This is a genomic window from Aphanothece hegewaldii CCALA 016, from assembly GCF_003007785.1.
GTDB lineage: Bacteria > Cyanobacteriota > Cyanobacteriia > Cyanobacteriales > Microcystaceae > Chroococcus > Chroococcus hegewaldii.
Genome location: NZ_PXOH01000008.1, coordinates 13030 through 38358, shown reverse-complemented (window position 1 = coordinate 38358; position 25329 = coordinate 13030). Strand labels below are relative to the sequence as shown.

The following is a 25329-nucleotide window of genomic DNA, read 5'->3' as shown; positions in this document are numbered from 1 at the left end:
TTTTAATCTAAAACACGCTTAACTTTCATTTTATTAATTCAATTGTTCTGCGAGTTCTAACCATCTTTCGGTTGCTGTATCAATGTCTTGGGTTAATTGTCCTAAATGTTCGGTGAGTTGTTTCATTTTGCTATACTCACTGGGAGGATTGTTATACAAATTCTTTTCTAATTCTTCTTTTTGCGCTTCCATTTCGGGGATTTGTTTTTCTAGCTTTTCATATTCCTGTTTTTCTTTAAAGGAAAGTTTTCGAGGTTTTGTCACACTAGCAGAAGAATTTTGATATTTTGGTTTAGTATTTGTTTTTTTCTCTTGGGTTTCGCTTCGTTTGGTGTCTTCTTCGCTTTTTTTGTAGTCGAGATAAACTGAATAGTTACCCGGATATTGTTTTAAAACGCCCCCTGACTCAAAAGCAAAAATCGTATCAACAGTACGATCAAGAAAATAGCGATCGTGCGATACTACTATCACACACCCGTTAAAGTCTTCGAGATATTCTTCTAAAACTCCCAAGGTTTGAACATCGAGATCGTTCGTCGGTTCGTCTAAAATCAGTACATTTGGCGAACTCATGAGAACCTGTAATAAAAATAGTCGCCGTCTTTCTCCCCCCGAAAGCATTTTTATAGGTGAATATTGTTGATTTGGGGTAAACAAAAACCGTTCTAACATCTGAGATGCTGTAATCACAGTACCATCGGCGGTTTTAACTAATTCTGCAATACTTTTAAGATAGTCGATCGCTCGTTGATTTTCATTCAGGTTTAAGTCTTCTGAATGTTGGTCAAAATAGCCAATTTGAATAGTAGAACCTATTTCTACTGTACCCGAATCTGGCTGCACTCTACCTGTAATCATATCCATTAGAGTTGATTTTCCCGCGCCATTACTCCCAATAATTCCGATGCGGTCTTCTGGATTGAAAATATAGGTAAAATCTTTAATTAAAATACGGTCATCATAAGATTTACTCAGATTGTTTAATTCAATGACTTTTTTCCCAATTCGACGACCTGCGGTTGTAATCTCTACTTTTCCTTGTATTTGCTTGAATTCTTGACCTCGCATCTCTTGAATACGCTGTATTCTGGCTTTTTGCTTGGTACTTCTGGCTTTTGGCCCTCGTTTTAGCCATTCTAATTCTCGTCTTAATACTCCTGCGTGTTTGCGTTGACTACTGGCGGCGGAGTCTTCAGATTCGGCTTTTTTTTCGAGATAATAAGCGTAATTGCCTGAATATGAATATAAATCACCCCGATCAATTTCGATAATACGGTTAGTGACTTGATCTAAGAAATAGCGATCGTGTGTAATGAGTAATAATGCACCGCGAAAACGTTTTAAATAACTCTGTAACCATTCCACTGAAAGCGCGTCAAGATGGTTAGTCGGTTCATCCATCAGTAACACATCGGGTTCAGAAAGTAAAGCAGTCGCTAAAGCAATACGTTTTCGATATCCTCCTGAAAGACTGCCGATTTTTGCCTCAAAGTCTTGAATACCCAGTTGAGAGAGAATAATCTTAGCGTTACTTTCGAGTTCCCACGCTCCTAATGTTTCGATTTGTTGCGTAACTCTTGACAAACGCGACAGAAGTTCATCGGGATTTTTAGGACTATGGGCTAGTTTTGCGGAAAGTTCTTCATATTCTCGAATTAACGACATCTGTTCGCCACTATCAGCGAAAACCTGTTCTAAAACCGTACAATTTTCGTCTAAATTGGGCTGTTGCGGCAAATAAATCACTTTAGATCCCGAATTAATCCAAATTTCGCCGCCGTCTATGGGTTCTAGCCCTGCAATCATTTTTAGTAAGGTTGATTTTCCCGAACCATTTGTACCAATTAATCCGACTTTATCCCCTTCATCAAGGCTAAAACTCGCATCTTTGAGAATTTCTTTAATGCCAAAATCTTTGGAGAGCGATCGCAATGTAAAAACCGTCATATTAATCTAAAATCCTTATCGGCTGCTTTCTTATCTTTAATCTTTAATAATCGTTTTCATATAACTTCCCCAGAGTTGCGCGGCTTGACTACTACTCCCTTTTGTGGGTGAATTATCGTCATTGCCCAACCAAACCCCAGTCAGTAATTGATCGTTTGTTGTATATCCAATAAACCACAAATCAACACTTTTATCGGTGGTTCCCGTTTTGCCTGCTGCACCTACTCCAATATTAGCGGCTTTTCCCGTTCCGCTTTGAATTACCCCTTGCATCATTTGATTCATAGTACGGGCAACTTCTGGCGAAATAGCTTGATCAGTTGCTTGCGAATCTTGAGAAAATTCATAAATCACGCGACAGGTATTAATATCCTCATTATTTGTACAGTCTCCCCCGTCTAAAATGCGTCTGATTGCGTGAGGACGTGTCCATATACCTTGATTAGCAAAGATGCTATACCCCCCCGTAATTTCTAAAACAGTTGCTTCATTTTGCCCTAAAACTAGCCCTGGAACCTCTTTTATCGGTGATGTGATTCCTGCTTTGCGGGCGACGGAAATCACGCGATCTAAACCGACATCTTTGGCAACTCTGAGGGCGATCGCATTTTCCGACTGGGCTAACCCGCGATACATATCGACACTTCCGCTACTTCGTTCACAGGGTTTATAGCGTTGTCCTTTCCAAAAAATGGCATCACAGGAATAAACTTTATTCGGTGATCTGCCGTCTTCTATTGCCGCCGCATAAGCAAATACTTTAAAGGTTGATCCTGGTTGTCGTTTGGCTTGTGTAGCGCGATTAAACTGGCTTTTTTTATAGTCTACACCACCGACTAGGGCTAAGATTTCTCCAGTTTTCGGATTAATCGTTACTAATGCGCCGTTTGAATACCCAAAACGAGAACCATTGGTATTAATGTTGTTTTTAAGGGCTTTTTCGGCTTGTGTTTGGATACTAAGATTGAGTCCCGTTTCTACAATAAAGTTTCCTTCTTTGGCTAAATCTTCTCCGAGTAATTCTCGTAATTCTTGGAAAACATAACTATGAAAATAGGGGGCTATAATTTGTGAGAGAGCTTTTGTGGCTTTTGGACTGACTTCAATACGCGATCGTCTTGCCCTATCTGCTTCCTCTTCACTAATCATTCTCAGGCTTTCCATGCGGTTGATCACTCGATTACGATATTGTATAGAGCGATCGTAGTTCTGTACAGGATTATACAGGTTTGGTGCGGGCAACATCGCCACTAAGGTAGCCGCTTCTGATAAAGTTAAATCTTTGGCTGATTTATCGAAATAAAATTCGGCTGCATCTTCAAACCCATAGTTACCGACACCGAGATAAACTTTATTGAGATAATTTCTTAGGATTTCGTTTTTACTATAAACCGCTTCTAACTTCAAAGCGACAACCATTTCCCGTAATTTACGACTGGCGTTATTTTGTCTACCAACCTCAGAAAATAGACTTCTTGCTAACTGTTGAGTTAGTGTACTTGCACCTTCTTTGATCCCTCCCCCGCGAACGTTGGCGACAACTGCCCGTGAGATACCATAAGGATCTACACCAAAATGCCAGTAATAACGACTATCCTCAGAAGCAAGCACCGCTTTAGGTAAATAAGGGGAAAAATCGGATAATTTTTCTAATTCTCGATGATTTTCCGTTTGAATAGGATTGAGGGGAGTTTGTCCATCTCTAGCGTAAATAACAACGGGTTCACTAACACCATTAGGTAACGGATAGACAGGATATTTAAACCATTCTACCCCAACGATCGCAGCACACAGACTCGCAATTCCACCAACGCCATATAATCCATATCGTAACCCTTTTACCCAAACTGGGGGCGGGTTGTAATAGGAAATATTAATCGCATTCGCTAATGTCGGTGGGGCGATCGTAATAGTATCACCATGATGGAGTAAAAAAGGTTTTTTGATGCGACGTTTTTTGAAATAAACTCCATTGGTTGAGTTTTCGTCTTGGAGATAAAAACAATTAGGATTTTTTTTATCGCGTTGTAGGGAAAAGTGGACTTGACTGACGATCGGACTACGGATCACAATATCACTAGAACTAGAACTACGACCAACCGTATAGCGATCGCCAACTAACGGATAATTTTGTACTGGTTGATCATCTCCATCTTGGATCTTCAATTCTGGGACTCTCGCGCCTTTTTTCAGGGATAACGCATTAAAATTAACCCTAGCTTTTTCAATGGCTACGGTTAGCATCTGAGTAAGCTGATTTTTTTGGGGATCAGGTGGCTGATTCGTCATGATATTGCTACAATTTCATTGTCTATTATAGCGATTTAAACAAAACTCTTTTGGCTTCTAAGAACGCAGTTGTAAAAATGAAACGGGTTAGAGTGCGATCGACAATTATTCTATCTATTATCATCGTTACCTTACTAGGTTTAGCCTCTAAATATTATCGAGGTTGGGGCGAAGACTGGTTAAATAATTCTTTCGCTGCGATCTGGTACGAAGTGTTTTGGTGTTTGTTTTTCTTTGCACTTTTTACAAAAAAACAATCTATTATTTTTATTTCTCTAGGAGTTTTTATTATTACAAGCTTACTGGAGTTTTTACAACTGTGGCATCCTCCATTATTACAGCTATTTCGTTCTTATACTTTGGGTCGTCTTTTACTTGGTACAACTTTTTCGGGATGGGATTTTCTGTATTATGCGATCGGTTGTTTGATCGGTTGGTGGTGGCTCAGAAAAATTGTAGAATATAATCATGCTAGATAAGTGTGATGATTATTTATATACTTTGACGAAAATTATAGAGCGATGTTATATACAAAAAATGATTTAAAAACTCTTTACGAAATTGATGACCATTTATGGTTAGAGGAAACCATTAAACTTTTAAAGGCTAATCGTTTAGATGAATTAGACATAGAGAATTTGATTGAGGAATTAGAATATTTGAGCAAAAAAGATAGAAATAAAGCAGTAAGCTTATTAGAACAGGTTATTAGACATCTTTTATTGCTGCAATATTGGTCAGAAGAGTATCAAAATAGTTCGGCTCACTGGAAAGCAGAAATAGTTAGTTGTCGCACTCAATTACGAAGACATTTAACAATTAATCTACGTCAGCATTTAGAACAAGAGTTGAATGTTATTTATCAAGATGCTCTTAGATATGTTATACAGAAAACTCGTTTAAATACTTTTCCCACAACTTGTCCCTATACTTTAGAGCAATTATTAAATGAGAATTGGCAACCTTAAAATAACAAAAAGCTGAATAGATGGAAGATAAAGATAAAAACAATTGTTTAATTAAACTATGCTTTTCAAAAGTAATACTCAGAAATTTAAACTCAGCTTAGTAACCTTATTCGTAGTAATCGTAACATATTTCTTACTTAAACCAGCACCATCAATTCAGCGTACAGCAAAAGAGTTTAAAACAATTAGAGGCGTTTGGCTAACCGATATCGGTACAGCATTTCTTCACCATACAACACTTTTAGATAATGTTTTAAATCATCTTTCTCGTTCAGGTTATAATCGAATTTATGTTAATGTTTACGGTGATTGGGGTACATTATATCCGTCACACAGAAAAGTTAGAAATACAGGAATGACAAGTTTATTTTTATCTCCACCTTTAACAAATCCTTTAAAATATGTAGCCAAAGAAGGCAAACGTCAAGGTTTAAAAGTATATGCTTGGTTAGAATATGGTTTAATATTATCGCCTAATAGCCAAATTGCAAAATCACATCCTGACTGGTTACTAAAAACTCCTGATGGAAAAACAGTTATTGATCACTTTGTCTGGTTAGACCCATCACATCCAGAAGTACAAGACTATATATTAAGTATGGTCGAAGAAATTATAAAATATGATCTTGAAGGAATACAATTCGATGATCATTGGGCAATTCCTGTACAATTTGGTTATCATCAACAATCTTTAACTAATCTAACTCAAAAAGTTTATCAACTTATACAAGAAAAAAATCCTAAACTTATTTTTAGTTTATCCCCTAATCCTTATGCTTTTTCGGTCAATCGCTATAACCAAAATTGGATAAAATGGATTAATAAAGGTTATATTGATGAAGTGGTTGTACAAGTTTATCGAAAAACACCCACACAAGTTCAGCAATCAATTAATACATCTGGAGTTGCTGAAGCTTCTCGATTTGTTCCCGTTGCGATCGGTGTTTTTGCTCCTTGGGATACGACGGAAAAAGAAATCAAAGAGCAAATTAAAGTTGTTAATGAATCTGGTTATGGTTTTTCCGTTTTTTGTTGGGAAAGACGATTTATCAGTTCTTTATTAGAGATGCGAAAATAGAGATTATTTTTTATGATAATTTGAGTCCTCTTTTACTATGAAAAACTTTTATATGTTTGATTTGGTGGTGGTTAAAAAACTTTTTAAAATATACTAATGCTAATAAGGGACTACAAACTATTGCAATCCCGTCAAAAGGATTGTAATATTAAATTAGTGAGAAAAATCCTAATGATGGGATTAAAAGCTTATGCTGTTTACTCTCAAGCTAAAAAATAATCAAACTGTTGAAGTCCCATTTGATGAGTTAGAAAAATTTCTAGAACAAAATAGAGATAATATTGTTATTCAACAGAAAGAAATGGGTAAACGACGGAGCAAAATTAAGCTTAATAAAATTTCTAGCAATAAATACTCTAATATCTTTGCTCTACCCATAATGCAAAAAGCGGATTAAAGTATTTTGATTCTTTCATCACCCCTCTAGAATTCCCTGAAAATATCCTCTAGGATGGCGATAGATGGAGTTATGGAATCAGATATGGTTGGCTTACGGAATTTAATTGTTATTGGTAATGGGATGGTTGGGCATAAATTCTTAGAGTTGATGGTGAAAAAAGAAGGCCATCATGATTGGAATATCATTACCTTTTGTGAAGAGTCAAGAGTAGCATACGATCGCGTTAATTTGAGTGGTTTCTTTGCAGGAAAAACCGCAGCAGATTTATCTTTAGTTGAACCTGGATTCTATCAAGAGAATGGCTTAAAAGTTTATATTGGTGATAAAGCAGAAATAATTAATCGAGAACAAAAAAAGGTAATTTCTGCTAATGGTGTAGAAATAGAATACGATAAAATTGTTTTAGCAACTGGTTCTTATCCTTTTGTCCCACCTATCAAAGGGAATGACGCAACAGGGACATTTGTTTATCGAACCATTGATGATCTAGAACAAATTTCGGCTTATGCGAAACAGTGTAAAACTGGGGTTGTTGTTGGGGGAGGATTACTTGGCTTAGAATGCGCCAATGCCTTACAAAACTTGGGTCTAAAGACTCATATTATTGAATTTATGCCTCGTTTGATGCCTGTTCAAGTAGATGATTTGGGTGGACAGGTTTTAAGAGCAAAAATCGAGGAATTAGGGTTAACGGTACATACCAATAAAGTCACCCAAGAAATTGTTAATGAAGATGGCAAAGTGACTAAAATGGTCTTTGCTGATGGTAGCGAATTAGAGACAGATATGATTGTCTTTTCGGCTGGAATTCGCCCCAGAGATGATTTAGCCAGAAAGAGTGATTTAACCATCGGTGAAAGAGGCGGTATTATTATTGATGAATCCTGCCAAACCTCTGATCCTGATATTTTTGCCATTGGTGAATGTGCGCTACATCAAAACCGAATTTATGGTTTAGTTGCACCAGGGTATAAAATGGCGGAAGTTGTTGCCGATCGCTTTAGCAAAAATGGTAACAATGATAACAGTTTTACGGGCGCAGATATGTGTACCAAACTAAAATTATTAGGGGTAGATGTCGCCAGTTTTGGGGATCATTTCGGTAAAACATCGGGTGCAAAAGATGTTACTTTTGTTGACTCCCGACAAGGTGTCTATAAAAAATTAGTTCTCTCAGAAGACGGCAAATATCTACTCGGTGGTATTTTAGTTGGCGACGCATCAGACTACGGAACTCTGTTACAATTTGTCCAAAACCAAATTACTTTACCCCCTCATCCCGAAGATTTATTGATGTCTCCTCGTGAAGGAAAAGCATCTTTAGCGACAATGGGAGTCGATAGCTTACCCGATACCGCGCAAATTTGTTCTTGTAATAATGTTTCAAAAGGTGATATTTGCCGTGCTATTCGAGATGATAATTTAAGAGACGTTCCTACTCTGAAAAAATGTACGAAAGCGGGTACAGGTTGCGGGGGTTGTGTTCCTCTGGTTACTGATTTACTCAAATCTGAACTGAAAAAAGCAGGAGTCGCAGTTAATAACCATCTGTGTGAACACTTCGCTTATTCTCGTCAGGAATTGTATCACTTATTGAGATTCCATCAAATTAAAAGCTTTGGTGAACTTCTAGAGAAATTTGGCACAGGTAAAGGATGCGAAATTTGTAAACCTGCTGTTGCTTCGATGCTTGCTTCGACTTGGAATGAACATATCTTAAGTACCCCTCATGTCGGTTTACAAGATACCAATGATTACTATTTAGCCAATATTCAAAGAGATGGTACCTATTCAGTCGTACCACGCGTACCAGGGGGAGAAATTACACCCGATAAACTCATTGCATTAGGCGAAATTGCTACAGAATTTGGACTCTATACTAAGATCACTGGAGGACAAAGAATCGATTTATTCGGTGCAAGAGTCGATCAATTACCTCATATTTGGAAACAATTAGTTGACGCGGGTTTTGAATCGGGTCATGCTTACGGTAAGGCTTTAAGAACGGTAAAATCTTGTGTGGGTAGTACTTGGTGCCGCTTTGGAGTACAAGATTCAACCAGTTTAGCGATTGAAGTAGAATTACGCTATCGTGGTTTACGATCGCCCCATAAACTAAAATCGGCTGTATCTGGATGTACCCGCGAATGCGCCGAAGCGCAAAGTAAAGATTTTGGGATTATTGCCACTGAGAAAGGATGGAATCTTTATGTATGTGGTAATGGAGGAATTAAACCCCAACACGCGGTTTTATTAGCGACTGATATCGATAAAGAAACGCTGATTAAATATTTAGATCGATTTCTCATTTTCTATGTTCGCACAGCCGATCGCTTAGAAAGAACTGCGACTTGGTTCAATAAGCTAGAAGGTGGAATTGACTATCTAAAACAGGTGATTATTGACGATTCCTTGGGAATTGCTGCCGAATTAGAGGCACAAATGCAAAGTTTAGTCAATACTTATCAATGTGAATGGAAAGCGACTATTGAAGATCCACAAAAGCTAACACGTTTCCGTCATTTTGTCAATAGCGATCAGAGTGATCCAAGTTTAGCTTATGTTGAAGAACGCGGACAAAAACGCCCCGCAACCCAACAAGAAAAAGAAATCATGAGATCGCCAGGGATTTTAATCCCTGTCTCGTAGAGACGCGCCATGGCGCGTCTCTACAGTCGGTTTTAACCGACTCACTTAATGGCATGAGAGTCCATTTCAATGAGGGGCTGTGTCTGCCGTCGTACGGCTGACCTTGTAAGCCCCGTTGGACTTATGCTATACAGACAGTGAATTGATTCACTGGTCATATTAAAGGAAGAGGTTCAAAATCCAATCATTTATATCAGGAGTTCAATTATGGTACAAGCATTACAAAAACAGACAGAAATTAAACAATGGGTTGATGTTTGTTCAATAGAAGATATTCAACCCGATACAGGAGTTTGCGCTTTAGTCAATGGCGAACAAATTGCGATTTTTCGAGTTGGTGCAACTGAAGAAGTTTACGCACTGAATAATTACGATCCTTTTAGCAAGGCATATGTACTATCAAGAGGATTAGTCGGCGATCGCAAAGGAATCATTAAAGTCGCTTCACCCATTTACAAGCAAAATTTCAACTTAAAAACAGGTGAATGTCTCGATGATGAAACAGTGAAAATTCCCACCTATTCAGTACAGGTTGATGAGGGAAGAGTTAAAGTCGAAAGCTGTTTTTAGTATAGATTTGGTTACACACTCTTGTAGGATGAGCTAAACTTGTCCTACATTTTTTTGTTTTTAGTCAGTTCTTGCCGTCAAGTAAGCGATCGTACTCGGCTTTGATAATAGCATAACACTCGCAAGAAGATGATTCTAACCCCTCTCGGTCTAGAATAGTCATCTTACCTCTTATATATTGAATCAATCCCGCTTTTTGTATCGTAGTTGCTACTTTATTGACAGCAGCACGACGTACCCCTAACATTTGGGATAGAAATTCTTGAGTTAAAAAAAATTGGTCTGTATGTACTCGATCTTGAGACATCAAGATCCAGCGACAAAATCGCTCTTCAATATTATGTAAACGATTACAAGCCGCAGTCTGGGCAATTTGGTTAAACATTGCCTGAGTATAACGTTGTAGCAGATTAAATAATACCATTTCGGGTTTAACCTCGCGTTTAAAAGCTTGAGTGTCCATTCGCATCGCATCACCTGACACTTGCGCTAAAGCTCGACCTGGAACTTGCTCGGCCCCTAAAAAGACAGGCAAACCTACAAAACCCTCATTGCCAATTGTACCCACTTCGGCAATAGATTCATCTTCCATAATGGTGAGCAATGAAATCACGCCATGTAACGGGAAATAAACGTGTTGAATTGGCTCATTTACTTCATAAAGAATTTTTTTTAACTCTAAAGGGACATATTTTAGGAGTGGTAAAAGACGATTATATTCTTCATCGGGTAGTGACGCTAAAAGCCGATTTTGTCTAGGATCAGGAGAAGATGACATAAAAATTAACAGTTTTTAAAACAGATTATGTTTTAACCCTAACGAATCTATAGGGGATGACCTCTAACTAAGGATCAATTTTTATGTACTCTAGCGTACATAATAGCGATTTATTTAGTAGGATGAAGTTATGAGCTTAGTACAATAACTCATTATTGATTCATTTAATGAATACCTCTGTTATCAGCAGTCGGCTATTATCTGACCAAGCTTTGACAAAACAAGCCTTAAGTCAGCCAAGACATTGGGTTTTTTCTCATTTCCCTGATGTTCCCTACAATGTGATCGGTCTCGCTGCATCTTTTGGGGGACTAAAAGCAATCAGCACTATTGTGTCTGCTCTACCGTCTGATTTTCCGGCCGCTATTGTTATTGTTCAACATCTACCCGCAAATCTTCCGAGTTATCTGACAGAAATTCTTAGCGATCGCACTTCTCTACAAGTTAAACCAGCAGAAGACGGCGAGTTATTACGTCGGGGAACGGTTTATACACCAGTTCCTAATAAGCACGTACTGATTAAGCCAGATGGTACGCTATCTTTATCCGATTCAGCTAAAGTCAGTTTTTCTCGTCCTGCTGCTGATAAACTATTTTGGTCACTAGCTAATAGTTACAAGAGTAGAGCGATCGCTGTTGTCTTAACGGGTAGAATGACTGACGGTGCATTAGGCGTTTTAGCGATTAAAAGACAAGGTGGTATTATTCTTGCTCAAGATGAAAACACGGCCGAATGTTTTAGTATGCCCAAAGCTGCTATTGATACCCAAAAAGTCGATCAGGTGTTGCCGTTAGATGCGATCGCTCCAGCATTAATTCATTTAGTTAATTGTACTCATCTAAAAAGAGCTTAGATTTATCTAATTGCTTTTTGAATCTTGTTTTTGACTTTTGATAAAATTCTTAAAATTTTACCAGCTTTGCTGTTATACAAATTATCATAACGATTCTGTAACTCATGATAGTGTCTCAATAAATTATCGTAATCTTTTCTAAGTTCTTCATGGGTTTCAGGAAGAGAAGAAAAAGTATACTTATGTTTTTCTGCCGATTCTTTTAATTCTCTTTTTTGATAAAACTCAATCATATCATCTCTTCTTTGCAGAAGATTTCTAATCGCTTGATAATCTTCAGTTGTTAATGTATTTCCTTCTTGAATCTGAGCAGGAAGAGGACGATTGATATAAAATGTAGCATGAGGCGGGGCTATTTCTTCTTGAGGTCTATCTTTAGAATATAAATAAATCGATAGAGATTTTCGAGTAATATATCGCTTATCTTCAGGTATATTAATTCTAGGGAAACCATGCCATGAATATTCGTTTGTTTCAAACAAAACACAACGATTAAAAAGAGGAGCAAAAGCCGTCACTTGATTATAATCTGGATCTCGTGGATTAGAATGAAGTTCTAATAAGCCACCCCAACTATCATCCCATTCATGATTTAAAAAGATAATTAAGTTTAAACGCCTATGTAACCATCTTCTTTCATCATAATTAAAATCGACGTGTGCATCTAAATCTTGTCCGTGTAAATTTTCATGAGTGCCACCGCCAAAAAAGGTTTCATCTCCGATTAGTTTTTCAATCCCTGTGATTTGGGAAACGACATTTAAAAATTCTTTGGAGCAAACATAATGAGCAAACTTAGCATATAAAGTACTAATTTCTTTCATGTTTTCATGAACAGCTTTGCCACCAACATACCCCAATTCATTAAGGGCTTTTTGGGGATCAAAAACTGGAAACTCATCTAACAACTTTTGAGCTAAATCTTCTTGTAAAAAATTTTCTATTACAATGTATTTGAAGGGTTGAGCATTTTCAAATTTGTCTCGATATAAATCTAAATTATTTAAAACAGTTGGGTTAATAAACATTTTATTTTAGTCAATCTGATGTACATTTTGATGAATATTGAGTCCACAAACTCAACTTTTTTTTTACTTTATCACATCACTAATATAAGACAAAAAAAATCCTTGATTGTTTCCTTTGCAAACTAAAAAAACATAACTCAAGTTCAACTTGTCTTTAGTCGCTCTCATGAGCTATTTGTCTAAAAAATTTAGTGAGTTCGCACTTTGACCAAAATTTTGAGAAAAATAGTGTTTTCATTCAGTTTGCCTTTTCTTTTCGCTAAAATGAGTAACAAGTAATTTTAACAGATAAAAATATGGAAAAAGGTAAAATCGTCGCCATTATTACTGGAGCTATCTCAATCCTCATCGCTGTGGCTTACCTAATTTTAGTCCAGTTGCTCGATTTTCGAGGGGAAATGGTTCCCGCACCTATTAGCTTACTGCCTTCTTTAATATTACTCAACCTCTAAAGAGAGATCTTTAATTTAACCTTTTATTCGGGAATCGTTACAATATTCCCAATTTTCTGTTAACTTAATATTTATGTACTATTTTGGTGCAACTTCTCACCTTATAACTCTTTGATTGAATGATTCCTCTACAACTGACTCTAAAAAACTTTTTGAGCTATCAAGAGGCAACCCTAGACTTTCGGGGATTTCACACCGCTTGTATCTGTGGTGCGAATGGCGCAGGTAAATCATCCCTACTAGAAGCCATTACCTGGGCATTGTGGGGAGAGAGTCGGGCGGCAACCGAAGAGAATGTCATGCACACGGGAGCAGATTTTGTCCGTGTTGATTTTCAGTTTATCTGTAATGAACAAACCTATCGAGTCATTCGCACTCGTCAGAAAGGGAAAAACAGTTCATTAGATTTTCAAATCGAAAATGCAGGGAAATTTCGCAGTTTATCAGGAAAAGGAATACGAGATACACAAGAGCATATTAATACCTGTTTAAAACTAGATTACGATACTTTTATTAATTCAGCTTATTTGCGTCAAGGAAGAGCCGACGAATTTATGCAACGTCGCCCCAATGAGCGTAAACAAATATTAGCAGATTTATTGAAATTAGAACAGTATGAACAATTAGCCGAGCAAGCCAAGGATTTATCTAAACAGTTTAAAGGACAAGCTGAACAATTAGAAAATAGTTTAGCACCCCTTGAGCAAGAATTAAAGCAGAAAGAAACAATTACAGCGCAATTACTAAGTTTAGAAGCGGAAATTCAACAGTTACAAAACTTAATTGCTCAAGATGTAGAAAAATTACAACAATTACAAACCGAAGAAGCGCAACGTAAAACTTGGGAACAACAACTTAATGAGAAACAAAATAAGTATCAAACTCTTACTCAAGATGGTGAGCGATTAGTTAAAAATAAATCTATTCTAAGGAATCAAATAGCCGAACAAGACGAGATTTTAAACAAGTCTCCTGAAATTTTAGCGCAGTATCAACATTTACTCAATTTGGAAGAAGAAGACAAAAAATTATTAGAAAAATTTCAGTTGTTCCAAGATTCACAACAACAGAAGCAACAATTAGAACAACAGCTATTTAAACAAAGTAATGAACTAGAACTGCAAAGTCAAAAAGCTCAATCACAGTTAGAATTTATCCAAAAGCAAGAACAAGAAAATCAGCAAATATTGAACCAAGCATCTGAAGTCAAAACGAATTTAGAAAGATTACGGCAAATTCGACAACGAATTAATGAATTAGAAAAACTCTATAGTGAAGTTTCTCCTTTGCAGCAACGTCGTCAAAGTTTAGAAAACGAAATTGCTCGAAAAAAAGATAAATTCATTGCTAAATTAGAACTATTAACAATAATTAAAGAACAGTTAGAAAAAGAATTAGCAAAAATACCACAAATTCGTCAAGAAGCCCTGACAATTGATACGCAAATTCAAGAATTAGATAAAAAAAAGAATTATCAAAAACGACTTGAGGAAAAACGAAGCGATAAAAAATCAGTTCAACAAAGACTACAAGAACAACAACGAATTTATGAAAAACAATTAGATGAGTTAATTAAAAAATTAGAACTAATTTCAAATCATGAAGCAAATTGTCCTTTGTGTGAACAAGAGTTAGATCATCATCATCGACATCAAGTGATTAAAAAAACTCAAAATCAACAACAAAATTTACAAGAAGATATTTGGGAATTAAAAGAACAAATTACACGGTGTATGAAGGATTTACAAAATATACATCAAGAAGAAAATACACTCAATCAAGAAATAGAACCTTATAATAGATTGCAACAGCATTTTAATCAATTAGAAATGCAATTAGAAGCCAGTCATGAGACGCTTAGTAAACTGAAAAAAAATCAAGCAGAAATTGAACAAATAGAATTAGATTTATCGAGTCATAATTTTGCTCAGGACTTACAAGTAGACTTAAAATTATTAAATCAAGAACTGGAAAATTTAAAATATGATGAAAAAACTCATGGTCTACTAAAAAGTCAAGAAAATCAATTGAAATGGGCAGAAATTAAACAAGCTAGAATTAATGAGGCTCAAGAGCGTCAAACCGAAATTAATGCAAAAAAACCGCAAATTGTCAAGAAAATTAATCAGCTACAAGAAGCCATTCAACAGTTACAACACACTTCAGAAATTAAAATAAAAATCAGAGAAATTGAGCAGCAAATAAAAGAATTAGGCTATGAGCGATCGCAACACATAGATATTAGCAATGCTCTACGTCAAGCCAAAAACAGTCAATCTCGATATGATCAATTAAAACAAGCAGAACGAAAATATCCTGAACTACAAGAACAATATCGAGACTTAGAAAATACCATACAACAAAAACAAACTGAACAAGCTACCACCAAACAAGAATTAGAGCAATTAAGACAACAATTCATGAATATAAAAGACTACCGAGAAGAAATACAAACCCTAAATATAGAGATTCAACAACGACGAAAAAAACTTGAAGAGTTGTTCGGACAAAAAGGACGTTTAGAAGCATCTTCAAGTCACTTAGAAAAATTAAAAAATCAACAAATAGAAACCAAAAAACAACTCAGAGAAGTCAAGAAAAAATATCGAATTCATCAAGAACTAGCTCTAGCATTTGGTAAAAATGGCATTCAAACCTTAATGATCGAAAATGTTTTACCAGAATTAGAAGCCCAAACCAATCATATTTTATCTCGATTAACCGGCAACCAACTCCATGTCCTATTTTTGACCCAAAAAGCAGGAAAGAGAAAAAATGCTAAATTAATTGACACCTTAGAAATTAATATCTCTGATGCCCAAGGAACTCGTCCCTATGAAACCTATTCGGGTGGCGAAGCATTTCGGATTAACTTTTCCATTCGTTTAGCCTTAGCAAAATTATTAGCGCAACGGGCAGGAACATCATTACAACTTTTAATTATAGATGAAGGTTTTGGGACACAAGATAGCGAAGGATGCGATCGCTTAATTGCTGCCATTAACGCCATTGCTAACGACTTTTCTTGTGTTTTAACAGTAACTCATATGCCACAGTTTAAAGAAGCCTTTCAAAACAGAATTGAAGTTTATAAAACCAATCAAGGCTCAAAACTAAGCCTATCTAATTAAAACTTTTTCTAACTAATCATACCAAATCCTTTCAGCCATAGGGTCCCCAGACCAAATCCCTACGCGTAATTTATTGAATTTGAGATTAAACCATCAAAGACAACATCATAAACACTTATTGATCATAGATTATGTTTTTTTTAAGAAAAAATCATAAACCTAGTCTTTAAATAGACAACTCTCAGAATCGGTATGTGTCAAAATGGTTAGGGATAAATCATAGTAACGAAATATAAAGTAGGCCGAACACATAATGGAAACACTTTATCAGTACGCCTGGTTAGTTCCCGTGCTTCCCTTAGTTGGAGCGATGGTAGTCGGGATCGGGTTGCTGTCATTCAGTCAAATAACCGTCAAACTCCGACAAATTAATGCTATTTTTATTATTTCTCTCCTCGGAGCGGCGATGGTGCTGTCTTTCGCCCTGCTGTGGAGTCAAATCCAAGGTCATGAAACTTATACTCAGATGTTTGAGTGGGCAGCCGCCGGAAACTTTCGTTTAAAAATGGGCTATACCATCGATCATCTTAGTGCCTTGATGAACGTCATTGTAACCACGGTGGCACTTCTGGTCATGATCTACACCGATGGCTATATGGCACATGATCCAGGCTATGTACGCTTCTATGCCTATTTGAGCTTATTTAGTTCCTCGATGTTGGGCTTAGTGATCAGCCCTAATTTAGTACAAGTGTATGTATTTTGGGAATTAGTGGGGATGTGTTCCTACCTGCTAATTGGTTTTTGGTTCTACCGCAAAGCAGCCGCCGACGCTTGTCAAAAAGCATTTGTTACTAACCGAGTTGGGGACTTTGGTTTACTCCTCGGTATGCTAGGTTTATTTTGGGCGACCGGTAGTTTTGACTTTGATGTAATGGGCGATCGCTTAGAAACTTTAGTCTCTAGTGGCACTCTAGCCCCCGCATTAGCCGCCTTATTCGCAATTTTGGTATTTTTGGGTCCAGTTGCCAAATCCGCTCAGTTTCCCCTACACGTTTGGCTACCCGACGCAATGGAAGGCCCCACCCCCATTTCAGCATTAATTCACGCGGCGACGATGGTTGCAGCAGGTGTATTTCTGATTGCGCGGATGTACCCTGTATTTGAAAATATCCCAGCCGCCATGAGTACGATCGCTTGGACAGGCTGCTTTACCGCCTTTTTAGGGGCTACCATTGCCCTAACCCAAAATGATATTAAAAAAGGTTTGGCTTATTCCACCATGTCTCAACTCGGATACATGGTAATGGCGATGGGAATTGGCGGTTATACAGCAGGTTTATTCCACTTGATGACCCATGCTTACTTTAAAGCGATGTTGTTTCTCGGTTCGGGTTCTGTCATTCATGGCATGGAAGCTGTTGTCGGACATGAGCCGATTTTAGCCCAAGATATGCGTTTAATGGGTGGATTACGCAAATATATGCCCATTACTTCGATTACCTTCCTCATTGGAACGCTGGCTATTTCTGGTATTCCTCCTTTTGCGGGTTTTTGGTCAAAAGATGAAATTCTCGGTTTAGCCTTCCAAGCAAACCCCTTACTTTGGTTAGTGGGTTGGCTAACTGCTGGAATGACGGCGTTTTATATGTTCCGAATGTATTTTCTGACCTTTGAAGGTAATTTTAGAGGTAAAGATAAAGGAATTCAAAAGCAACTTTTAGCTTTCTCTGGTGCAATTCCAACTTTTGGCCCTGGTGCAATGGATATCAAGGAATTAGAAAGCGATGTTCATGATGATCATCATTCCCACAGCGACACCCCCCATGAGTCGCCATTTACGATGTATTTTCCCTTAGTTGCCCTCGCTGTTCCTTCTGTGTTAATTGGTTTGTTGGGTAAACCTTGGGATAATGACTTTGAACATTTCATCCATGCACCCAGTGAAGTCTTAGAAGAAGTCAGTCATTTTGATTTGACTGAATTTGGACTGATGGCAGGATCTTCAGTCGGTATATCTTTAATTGGCATCACTCTAGCCGTTTTGATGTATCTACAGAAGAAAATTGATCCAGCAGCGATCGCTAAAAAATATCCCACTTTGTATCAATTATCACTGAATAAATGGTACTTTGATGATATATATGACCGAGTATTTGTCCAAGGATGTCGTCGTCTGGCTCGTCAAATCATGGAAGTTGATTATCGTGTTATTGATGGTGCCGTTAACTTAACAGGTTTAGCAACTATTGTGAGTGGCGAAGGCTTAAAATACCTAGAAAACGGTCGTGTACAATTCTATGCTCTCATTATCTTTGCGGCGGTTTTGGGTTTAGTGATTATGTTCAGTTTGGTTTAACTTCATTTTTGAGATACCGTCAGGGATTAAAATCCCTGTCTCACAGCTTAAGTCGGCGGGGCGTACAAGGTTCGCCGTGCGACGGCTTTCCACAGCCCCTTGTTAAAACCGACTAAATATAAGAAATTTTTAGTCCGTTTTAACGGACTTATGCTGTGAGCCGTGAAATTAATTTCACGGTGGATTATCGGACTAATCATTCTAACCCATTTAATTTTTCATCTTTCTTGATTAATTAAAAAACTAAGCTAATAAATTCCCTTTCTCTTTCACCATCCAATCATCCTCATCAGTCAGATAAGATTGTAAATTTCCTTCGCCTAATTCTTTTAAAGCCATTAAACAGGCATATTTTAACTCCCAAACTTTAGTATTTAAAGCTTCTTGAATCAAAGGAATAGCCTTTTTATCTCCATAATTAGCCAGAGCGATCGCCGCAGCAGAACGGGATTTTTGGAACTGAGGACGACGATTATTTAACGCTTCAACCACGATCTCATAACCCGCATCAGATTTAAGCCAACCTAATAATTTAATAACATGATAATGCGCCCCATAATCGTTATGTGCTTCATCGTTGTAACTTTTAATAACTTCATCCTCAACTGTTTCGGCGTAATTTTCAATTAAAGCTTTAGTCGCTAAATAACAGCGTCCAAAATCAGTATTATAAAGTTCTTGAATTAAAAACTCAGTTGGGGGAATTTCTTCGTATTGATGCACTAAATCTAAATCATTGGGATGATCTCGCATCACTTGATCTAAAAAAGGTTCAATTTGAGAAAAAGATAACTTACCTTCTTCTTTTCCCGCATCCGCTAATAAACGAATTCCCCGCAGCCGAAAAACAATCGAAACCGCACAACGGGCAATTTGTGGAATAGCATCATAATATTTAGCATCAATGAGATCTTGGATACAAGCGCGTCTTGCATTGACACTCGAATGAGTTAAAAAAGCCACAACTTTATCGATTTGGCTATAATCTCCAGTAAAACGAGCTACAGCAGCGATCGCAGAACTAGCAATGGGTTCGTTATCGGAATCAATAAAAGGTTTAATTCGCTCCAAAGCGGGCAAATAATTAAAATTAGCTAAAGTTTGGATAATAACGCGATAACTTTGTTGGGGTTTCTCTAAAAGCTTGGCAATTTCTTCTAAAATTGTTGCATCATCTGTCCCAATTTCGCCAATCGCCCAAACGGAATTTTCTACGGTATATATATCATCATCGGCTAAACAAGAACAGATTACCGGTAAAGCGATATTTGCTTTGAGTCGTCCTAAACTTTCGATCGCTTTACGTCTTGTGATCCGATTATACAAATGAGGATCAGGATTATGAATCGCTTCAATTAAAGCATTTACGGTCCGTTCACTGGGAAAATTGACCAAATGAGACGCAGCAATGTAACGATCGGTTTTATCTTCGAGATCATCTAAAGGAGTTTGTAAAAGAGCGATCGCTTGATCTTCAGTTAGATTAAAAATATTGGAAAAGCGCGTATCCATAAACCTTATTGTCTGTTGAATCTACCAAAACTCATTTTAAGTTGGTCACTGACTAGCTTAAAAAGACTTTACGTTACTTTACATTCACTAGCCATCAAGAACAGGTTTTGGGAAGATGGAAACTGGAATAATTGAGCAATAAAAAACGATGTCTGAAAATCAAACAACACCAGCCTCTACCACAGAAATCACCGAAGCGATCGCAGAATTAGAAGCATATAGAGAACGTCTTCTGAGTGAAACCCTCACCGCAGCACAACGAGCAAAACTCCCCAAATCACAAACGCTGGCTCAACTTGAACCCGAACTTGCTAAAATTGACTCAGTTTTAGAAGCCCTCCGCTCACAGCAGCAGGCGAATAATTAAACTATTTATTTATGAGTAATCCCTTATCTCACGCCGAAACTGATACACTGCTAAAGCGGATCAATCAAGAAATTGCTCAAGGCACCTTTGAGGCAACAGAGCAAAACTTGCAACAGATGGTAGAATGCTTGGGGGATACACGCGGCATGGTTAGACTGGGTTTTGCTGAAGCCCTTGGAGAAATCGGAAAACCTGCAACGCCCTTTCTAGAAGAAGCATTACTCCATCATCCAAACCCTGTCGTTAGACGTGCAAGCGGTAAAACCTTAACCCTAATTTCCGATCCCAGTGCCGTACCCACTTTAATTCATGCCCTCCTCAACGATGAAGATACGGTTGTTAAAGGTTCAGCCATTGGAGCATTAGCCAGAACAGGTAGGGAATCAGTACCCGCTCTATTGGATATTCTAGGCTCACCAGACCATCCCGAAAGCACAAAAGGTCATGCGGCTTGGGCGTTATCTTTCATCGGCGCAGAGGGCAAAGAATGGCTATATCCTAGGGTTTCTTCAGAATCAGTCGAAGTGAGGGCGGCGATAATTGGGACACTGGCAAAACTAGCAGAAGATGACCCAGATGAGGAAACCTTAACAATATTGGTCAACGCCTTAAGTGATCCGTCCGAAAATGTTCGCAGTGAAGCCGCAGCAGCGATCGGGAAATTAGCCTATCAGCCAGCCATTCCCCAACTGGTTAAATTATTGCAAGACTCAGTACTGGAAAGCCGAAAATCAGCCGCTTTAGCTTTAATGAAGGTGGGCGATCGTTCGGCAATAGAACCCCTACAAACGGCTTTAAACATTGAATCAGAACCATCAGTACAGCAGATTATTAAATTAGCCATTTCTCAACTGGAAAAACAAGTCGAAGACGAATGGTAATTAATTTTGTAGGGGTTTGGTCGCCAAACCCTCTTTTTTTTGCTAAACCTGTAAACGTAATTTCTCCACCCAATCACACAAATGATCCTGATTGAGACGATAACTCAAAGGATGAGCAATCAATCTAGCGGTACTGTTAAATAAAATATCAATTTCTATCAGACCATTTTCTTTAAGGGTTTTGCCTGTAGAGACTAAATCAACAATAGCCTCAGACATTCCCGTAATCGGACCCAATTCTACTGAACCATACAAGGGAATAATTTCGACCGGAAGATCTAAACGGCGAAAATATTCTTTAGCACAGTGAACAAACTTAGTCGCCACCCGTCCATTAGGGGGTAATTCCGAAGGTCTACGGTAAGAACTCGCCTCACGAACTGCAAGAGACATCCGACAAACGCCAAATTTAAGATCGGCTAAATTAGCCACATCGGGTGTTTTTTCGAGTAAAACATCATACCCAACAACACCAAGTTGAGCTTGTCCATATTCTACATAAACTGGTACATCATGGGTTCTCACCAAGACGGCTTTAGCGGTATTGGTTGGATCTGTAATTTGTAATTGTCGGTTACTGGAGTCCAGAAAAGCACTAAAATCTAGACCGATTTTTTGGAAAAGCTTGATACTGTCGGTTAAAAGTGCGCCTTTAGGGAGTGCGATCGTAATCATAAAGTCTGTGAGTTAATCCATTACCATTGTGCGGGAGAAGTGCCATTTAAGGAAAGCCTCAGCAAAAAGTAACTCTTAAAACTTTTTTAATGTATACCGTGATTGTATTTTTCTAAAAAGATATTCTTGATTGATCAAACCTAAAAAAAATGTAAAGAAAAAAAAAAATTTTAAAGCCTCTTCACAGGAACTTCATAGGATCACGTACAGTCTTGAAACTTTTTTAATATGTATATTATACTTTATTAAAAAAAGTAAATCTAACAGAAGTAATAGTTTTCTGCTAGATTATATTCGACTTAAGATAGTTAAATCACAAATTCGGGAAAACAATGAAAAAATATATCGCTGAGTTTATCGGCACATTTTGGTTAGTCTTTGGCGGTTGCGGTAGTGCGGTTTTCGCTGCGGTTGTAACAGGCGCTTCTAAAACAGCAGACGGAACGGCTTTCGGTTTCAATCTTGGTATTGCCTTTGTTGGAGTAGCCCTAGCATTCGGTTTAACCGTTTTAACCTTAGCTTATGCCGTTGGACATATTTCGGGGGGACACTTTAACCCTGCTGTTTCCTTCGGTTTGTGGGCGGGTAATCGGTTTTCGAGTTCAGAATTACTACCCTATATCATCGCTCAAGTCGGTGGCGCGATCGTTGCAGGTTTAGCTATCTACATCATAGCAAGTGGTAACGGTAAACTAGATTTAACCGGTTCCAATCCTCTAGCCACTAATGGTTATGGTGATCATTCTCCCAATGGTTATGGTTTAGTTTCCTGCTTACTCGCTGAAGTAATCTTAACCTTCATCTTTTTGATTATCATTTTAGGTTCAACTGATGCACGTGCGCCCAAAGGGTTTGCGCCTGTGGCAATTGGTTTAGGATTAACCTTAATTCACTTAATCAGTATTCCCATTACCAATACCTCAGTTAACCCCGCTAGAAGCACAGGTGTTGCTTTATTCTGCGGCAATGCAGCGTTAATCGGTCAATTATGGCTATTCTGGGTTGCCCCTATTGTCGGTGCCATTCTCGCTGGCAAAGTTTATAGCAACGTTTTTGATGAAACTAGAGAAGAAAAAGCAGCCCGTTTAGCTGCTGATAGAGAATTAATCGAAAGTTAATTTTACTTAATAGTGTGTAGGGTGAGTCTTTTATCACCCTATTTTTTTTGTCCTAATTCCACAAATTACGCCACCAAGGTAAGGGACTTGCTTTGATAAAATTAATCTTGCTGCGAATATTATTAATATCCCATCCAGTTAGTTTGGCTAGAGTTTGTGCTTCTTGTTCTTGTCTATTACGAACGCCACTTTTATAGCTTTGTGCGGCACTACATTTCAATTCACCCCTAAACGGACGACGCATCACATATCGACCTTGAAACGATTCTTGATTAGCTGTTTCTTGAAACTGTAGATCTTCAGGGAATTTAGTTCTACTGTAGCGCACATGAAGACGGCTAATAAAAACACTATTATACTGATTCCCATTCAGCCAAAAAACACCCGCTTTTTTTAATTCCTCTGGGTTTAAGGGTTCAGCAGAACAAGGATCACAATTGCTCATATCCCAAGCATATTCGAGAAAAGCTACTTTTTTTCCTTCTTGAGTATAACTTTTCTGGAACATGGCTTTATAAAAATTGCTAAATTCTTGTTGAACAAATTCTGGTATTTCTGCATCTGAAGGAACTTTGACGGTACGATAATTGGTTAATTCAATTCGTCCTTTAGGTGAAAGCAGATAAACCAGTAAATCTTGTTCCCCTTTACTATTAATCATGCCTAAGCGAATGGGTAACATAAATTTAGGAGATTCATAAGCCATTTGTAAAGGACGTAGCGAATTGAAACCCGTTTTAGCAAATTCTTTTAAATTGACTTTAGCGACAAAGAATTTTAAATTTTGACGGATATAGGGTTGTAGTAGAGCGCTCGCACCTTGAGGGATTTTATAACCATTTTGTCTGAGCCAAATTTCTAAGCCATTCGATTCTTTTGCACTGAGAATAACAATATCATATTCACCGACTGTAAATTGTTCTTCGACAGTGACACCTAACGCACTATTACCAGAAACTTTTTGACTCATGCGGTCTTCAGATGCCGACGGTGCTGCTGGAAAATTTTCTCTTATGTGATAAACTATACAGGGATCTGGGTCAAAATATTCTACTAATCTTGGTGCGCTAAATGCGTCTAATCTTTCGATAATTGTTGCATCCCCTACATTAACTTGATCTTCTTTTAAAACAACAGGAACGGGAACAACTAAAGCAAAGTCTTTCATTTCTCCTTGATAGTCATTCGCCATTGTTAAAACGGTTCTTTGTCCATTTCTTGCAATCACCACTTGAGACGCTTTGTTATATAAACTTTTATCGGCTTTAGCTACATAAAAGCCACAAAAGGCAAAAGCAGGTTTAGTTAGTAAGAAAAGGGTAATTATGGAAATTAAGATAATACTGATTTTTTTCATGTTTTTCTATGCGCTTGGTTGCCAATCACAAAATAAGATGATGATTTTTTCGATAGAATAAAAAGACCATAATTCTAGGTTATTCTTGGGATAGATTTAGATGAAAAGCCTAAATAATTCCAATTAAATTGAACTTCTTTCCAAGTCATATCTAAAATTAGTGTGAAAGGAGATAAGATAAATAATGACCAAAAAAGGCTCGTTTTTAAGTAAAGTTTATGCTCTAGTATATAAACCAGAATAGCCAAGCAAATTGACCAAACAATCCGGCTTATTCGAGAATTAGGAATTGAACGAGGATCGGTAATCATAAAGAGGGCAAAAACGATTAAACTACCGTTCATCAAATGATGTTGCAATACGTCGAAAGACCAGCCTAACCAATAATTACGGATCAATTCTAAACTAGAATAAGTAAAAAGAAAAATTAGGGAAGTATCCCATCTTCCAACTTTGTTTAAAACAATTCCTCCTAATCCTAAAAACAAGAGTAAATAAACCCAATCTGTCCCCCATTGTCCAGGCGAAACCCAAGCATCTTTAGTGAGAAGTAAAGTGAGAATAATACCGAAATTTGCTGGATTGAAAAAATGTTTATTTTTCCACTGGAAGAGAAACTTACTAGAGATAGCTAAACAACCAGCGATCGCTATTGTTGCCACATCATTAACTCGCAGCAATAAACTTAAACCTAATGCAGTTATCAAAGCACTTTTTAGACTAGAATAGGGAAAGTTTTTTAAGATCCGATTCCAGCTAGGATTTAAATAATTCTCTTGTTGCTTTTGATGGTATTGTGTCCAAAAAGATAAAACAAACTGTGTCAATAAACAACTTAAAATCGCCACCACGATACAATCAATTCTAATGCTCCAATCACGAGTCATCAATCCTAAACACAGAAATAGAGACAAAAAGAGAATCTGATAATCACGGGCATCTTTAAAAGAAAAAAGCATTACAAACTAATCATCGA

21 protein-coding genes are annotated in these 25329 nt (G+C 37.5%); 13 read left to right on the top strand and 8 right to left on the bottom strand.

The genetic code is table 11. The features are described 5' to 3' along the window. Nucleotides 1-33 precede the first annotated feature (33 nt). Both C7H19_RS09710 and C7H19_RS09705 read right to left on the bottom strand, forming a co-directional pair. Nucleotides 34-1947, bottom strand: coding sequence for an ABC-F family ATP-binding cassette domain-containing protein (locus C7H19_RS09710; protein ID WP_106456681.1), 1914 nt, complete (start codon nt 1945-1947; stop codon nt 34-36). Nucleotides 1948-1983: 36 nt separating this feature from the next. After that, on the bottom strand, nt 1984-4236 hold the full coding sequence (locus tag C7H19_RS09705; RefSeq protein ID WP_106456680.1) for a PBP1A family penicillin-binding protein: 2253 nt from the start codon (nt 4234-4236) through the stop codon (nt 1984-1986). Nucleotides 4237-4313: 77 nt separating this feature from the next. Between C7H19_RS09705 and C7H19_RS09700 the strand changes: the two genes are divergently transcribed. The 6 genes from C7H19_RS09700 to nirD all read left to right on the top strand — a co-directional run bounded on the left by C7H19_RS09700 (nt 4314) and on the right by nirD (nt 9901). Then, nucleotides 4314-4715, top strand: coding sequence for a ribosomal maturation YjgA family protein (locus C7H19_RS09700; RefSeq protein ID WP_106456679.1), 402 nt, complete (start codon nt 4314-4316; stop codon nt 4713-4715). 42 nt (nt 4716-4757) lie between these two features. Beyond that, entirely contained in the window at nt 4758-5204 is a 447-nt protein-coding gene (locus C7H19_RS09695; protein WP_106456678.1) for a DUF29 domain-containing protein, read from the top strand. A 58-nt stretch (nt 5205-5262) separates the two neighbouring features. Then, nucleotides 5263-6282, top strand: coding sequence for a glycoside hydrolase family 10-like protein (locus tag C7H19_RS09690; protein ID WP_106456677.1), 1020 nt, complete (start codon nt 5263-5265; stop codon nt 6280-6282). Nucleotides 6283-6472: 190 nt separating this feature from the next. After that, nucleotides 6473-6679: a hypothetical protein gene (locus C7H19_RS09685; protein WP_219907625.1), complete on the top strand. Its 207-nt coding sequence runs from the start codon at nt 6473-6475 to the stop codon at nt 6677-6679. A gap of 72 nt (nt 6680-6751) precedes the next feature. Further along, nucleotides 6752-9331 (top strand): nitrite reductase large subunit NirB, encoded by a 2580-nt coding sequence (nirB, locus tag C7H19_RS09680; RefSeq protein WP_245927423.1) that lies wholly within the window; start codon nt 6752-6754, stop codon nt 9329-9331. A gap of 207 nt (nt 9332-9538) precedes the next feature. After that, complete coding sequence (gene nirD / locus C7H19_RS09675) at nt 9539-9901, top strand: nitrite reductase small subunit NirD (protein WP_106456676.1); 363 nt, start codon at nt 9539-9541, stop codon at nt 9899-9901. Nucleotides 9902-9965: 64 nt separating this feature from the next. Here nirD and C7H19_RS09670 read toward each other — a convergent pair whose 3' ends face one another. Next, complete coding sequence (locus C7H19_RS09670) at nt 9966-10679, bottom strand: Crp/Fnr family transcriptional regulator (protein WP_106456675.1); 714 nt, start codon at nt 10677-10679, stop codon at nt 9966-9968. 167 nt (nt 10680-10846) lie between these two features. On the opposite strand from C7H19_RS09670, the gene C7H19_RS09665 reads away from it, so the two are divergent. Further along, nucleotides 10847-11533: a chemotaxis protein CheB gene (locus C7H19_RS09665; protein ID WP_106456674.1), complete on the top strand. Its 687-nt coding sequence runs from the start codon at nt 10847-10849 to the stop codon at nt 11531-11533. 2 nt (nt 11534-11535) lie between these two features. Here C7H19_RS09665 and C7H19_RS09660 read toward each other — a convergent pair whose 3' ends face one another. Then, complete coding sequence (locus C7H19_RS09660; RefSeq protein ID WP_106456673.1) at nt 11536-12561, bottom strand: 2OG-Fe(II) oxygenase; 1026 nt, start codon at nt 12559-12561, stop codon at nt 11536-11538. Between the two features lie 296 nt (nt 12562-12857). On the opposite strand from C7H19_RS09660, the gene C7H19_RS25605 reads away from it, so the two are divergent. The 3 genes from C7H19_RS25605 (at nt 12858) to C7H19_RS09650 (ending at nt 18443) form a co-directional block, all read left to right on the top strand. Next, entirely contained in the window at nt 12858-13013 is a 156-nt protein-coding gene (locus C7H19_RS25605; protein ID WP_181280567.1) for a hypothetical protein, read from the top strand. A 119-nt stretch (nt 13014-13132) separates the two neighbouring features. Next, nucleotides 13133-16144 carry an exonuclease subunit SbcC gene (sbcC, locus tag C7H19_RS09655; RefSeq protein WP_106456672.1) on the top strand — a complete coding sequence of 1004 codons (3012 nt, stop codon included), beginning with the start codon at nt 13133-13135 and terminating at the stop codon, nt 16142-16144. A 253-nt stretch (nt 16145-16397) separates the two neighbouring features. Then, the gene (locus C7H19_RS09650) at nt 16398-18443 is read left to right on the top strand and encodes an NAD(P)H-quinone oxidoreductase subunit 5 (RefSeq protein WP_106456671.1); all 2046 of its coding nucleotides are present in this window, start codon (nt 16398-16400) and stop codon (nt 18441-18443) included. A gap of 243 nt (nt 18444-18686) precedes the next feature. On the opposite strand, the gene C7H19_RS09645 is transcribed toward C7H19_RS09650, so the two are convergent. Beyond that, nucleotides 18687-19955, bottom strand: coding sequence for a C-phycoerythrin alpha-cysteine-82 phycoerythrobilin lyase CpeY (locus C7H19_RS09645; protein WP_106456670.1), 1269 nt, complete (start codon nt 19953-19955; stop codon nt 18687-18689). 148 nt (nt 19956-20103) lie between these two features. Here C7H19_RS09645 and C7H19_RS09640 point away from each other — a divergent pair, with 148 nt between their 5' ends. Both C7H19_RS09640 and C7H19_RS09635 read left to right on the top strand, forming a co-directional pair. Next, complete coding sequence (locus C7H19_RS09640) at nt 20104-20322, top strand: acetyltransferase (RefSeq protein WP_106456669.1); 219 nt, start codon at nt 20104-20106, stop codon at nt 20320-20322. Nucleotides 20323-20333: 11 nt separating this feature from the next. Next, on the top strand, nt 20334-21203 hold the full coding sequence (locus C7H19_RS09635) for a HEAT repeat domain-containing protein (protein WP_106456668.1): 870 nt from the start codon (nt 20334-20336) through the stop codon (nt 21201-21203). 42 nt (nt 21204-21245) lie between these two features. Here the strand turns inward: C7H19_RS09635 and hisG are convergent, their stop codons facing one another. Next, complete coding sequence (hisG, locus tag C7H19_RS09630; RefSeq protein ID WP_106456667.1) at nt 21246-21878, bottom strand: ATP phosphoribosyltransferase; 633 nt, start codon at nt 21876-21878, stop codon at nt 21246-21248. 332 nt (nt 21879-22210) lie between these two features. On the opposite strand from hisG, the gene aqpZ reads away from it, so the two are divergent. After that, entirely contained in the window at nt 22211-22996 is a 786-nt protein-coding gene (aqpZ, locus tag C7H19_RS09625) for an aquaporin Z (protein ID WP_106456666.1), read from the top strand. 52 nt (nt 22997-23048) lie between these two features. Here the strand turns inward: aqpZ and C7H19_RS09620 are convergent, their stop codons facing one another. Beyond that, nucleotides 23049-24353 carry a DUF2330 domain-containing protein gene (locus C7H19_RS09620; protein WP_106456665.1) on the bottom strand — a complete coding sequence of 435 codons (1305 nt, stop codon included), beginning with the start codon at nt 24351-24353 and terminating at the stop codon, nt 23049-23051. Nucleotides 24354-24427: 74 nt separating this feature from the next. Beyond that, complete coding sequence (locus tag C7H19_RS09615; protein WP_106456664.1) at nt 24428-25312, bottom strand: RnfABCDGE type electron transport complex subunit D; 885 nt, start codon at nt 25310-25312, stop codon at nt 24428-24430. Nucleotides 25313-25329 lie beyond the last annotated feature (17 nt).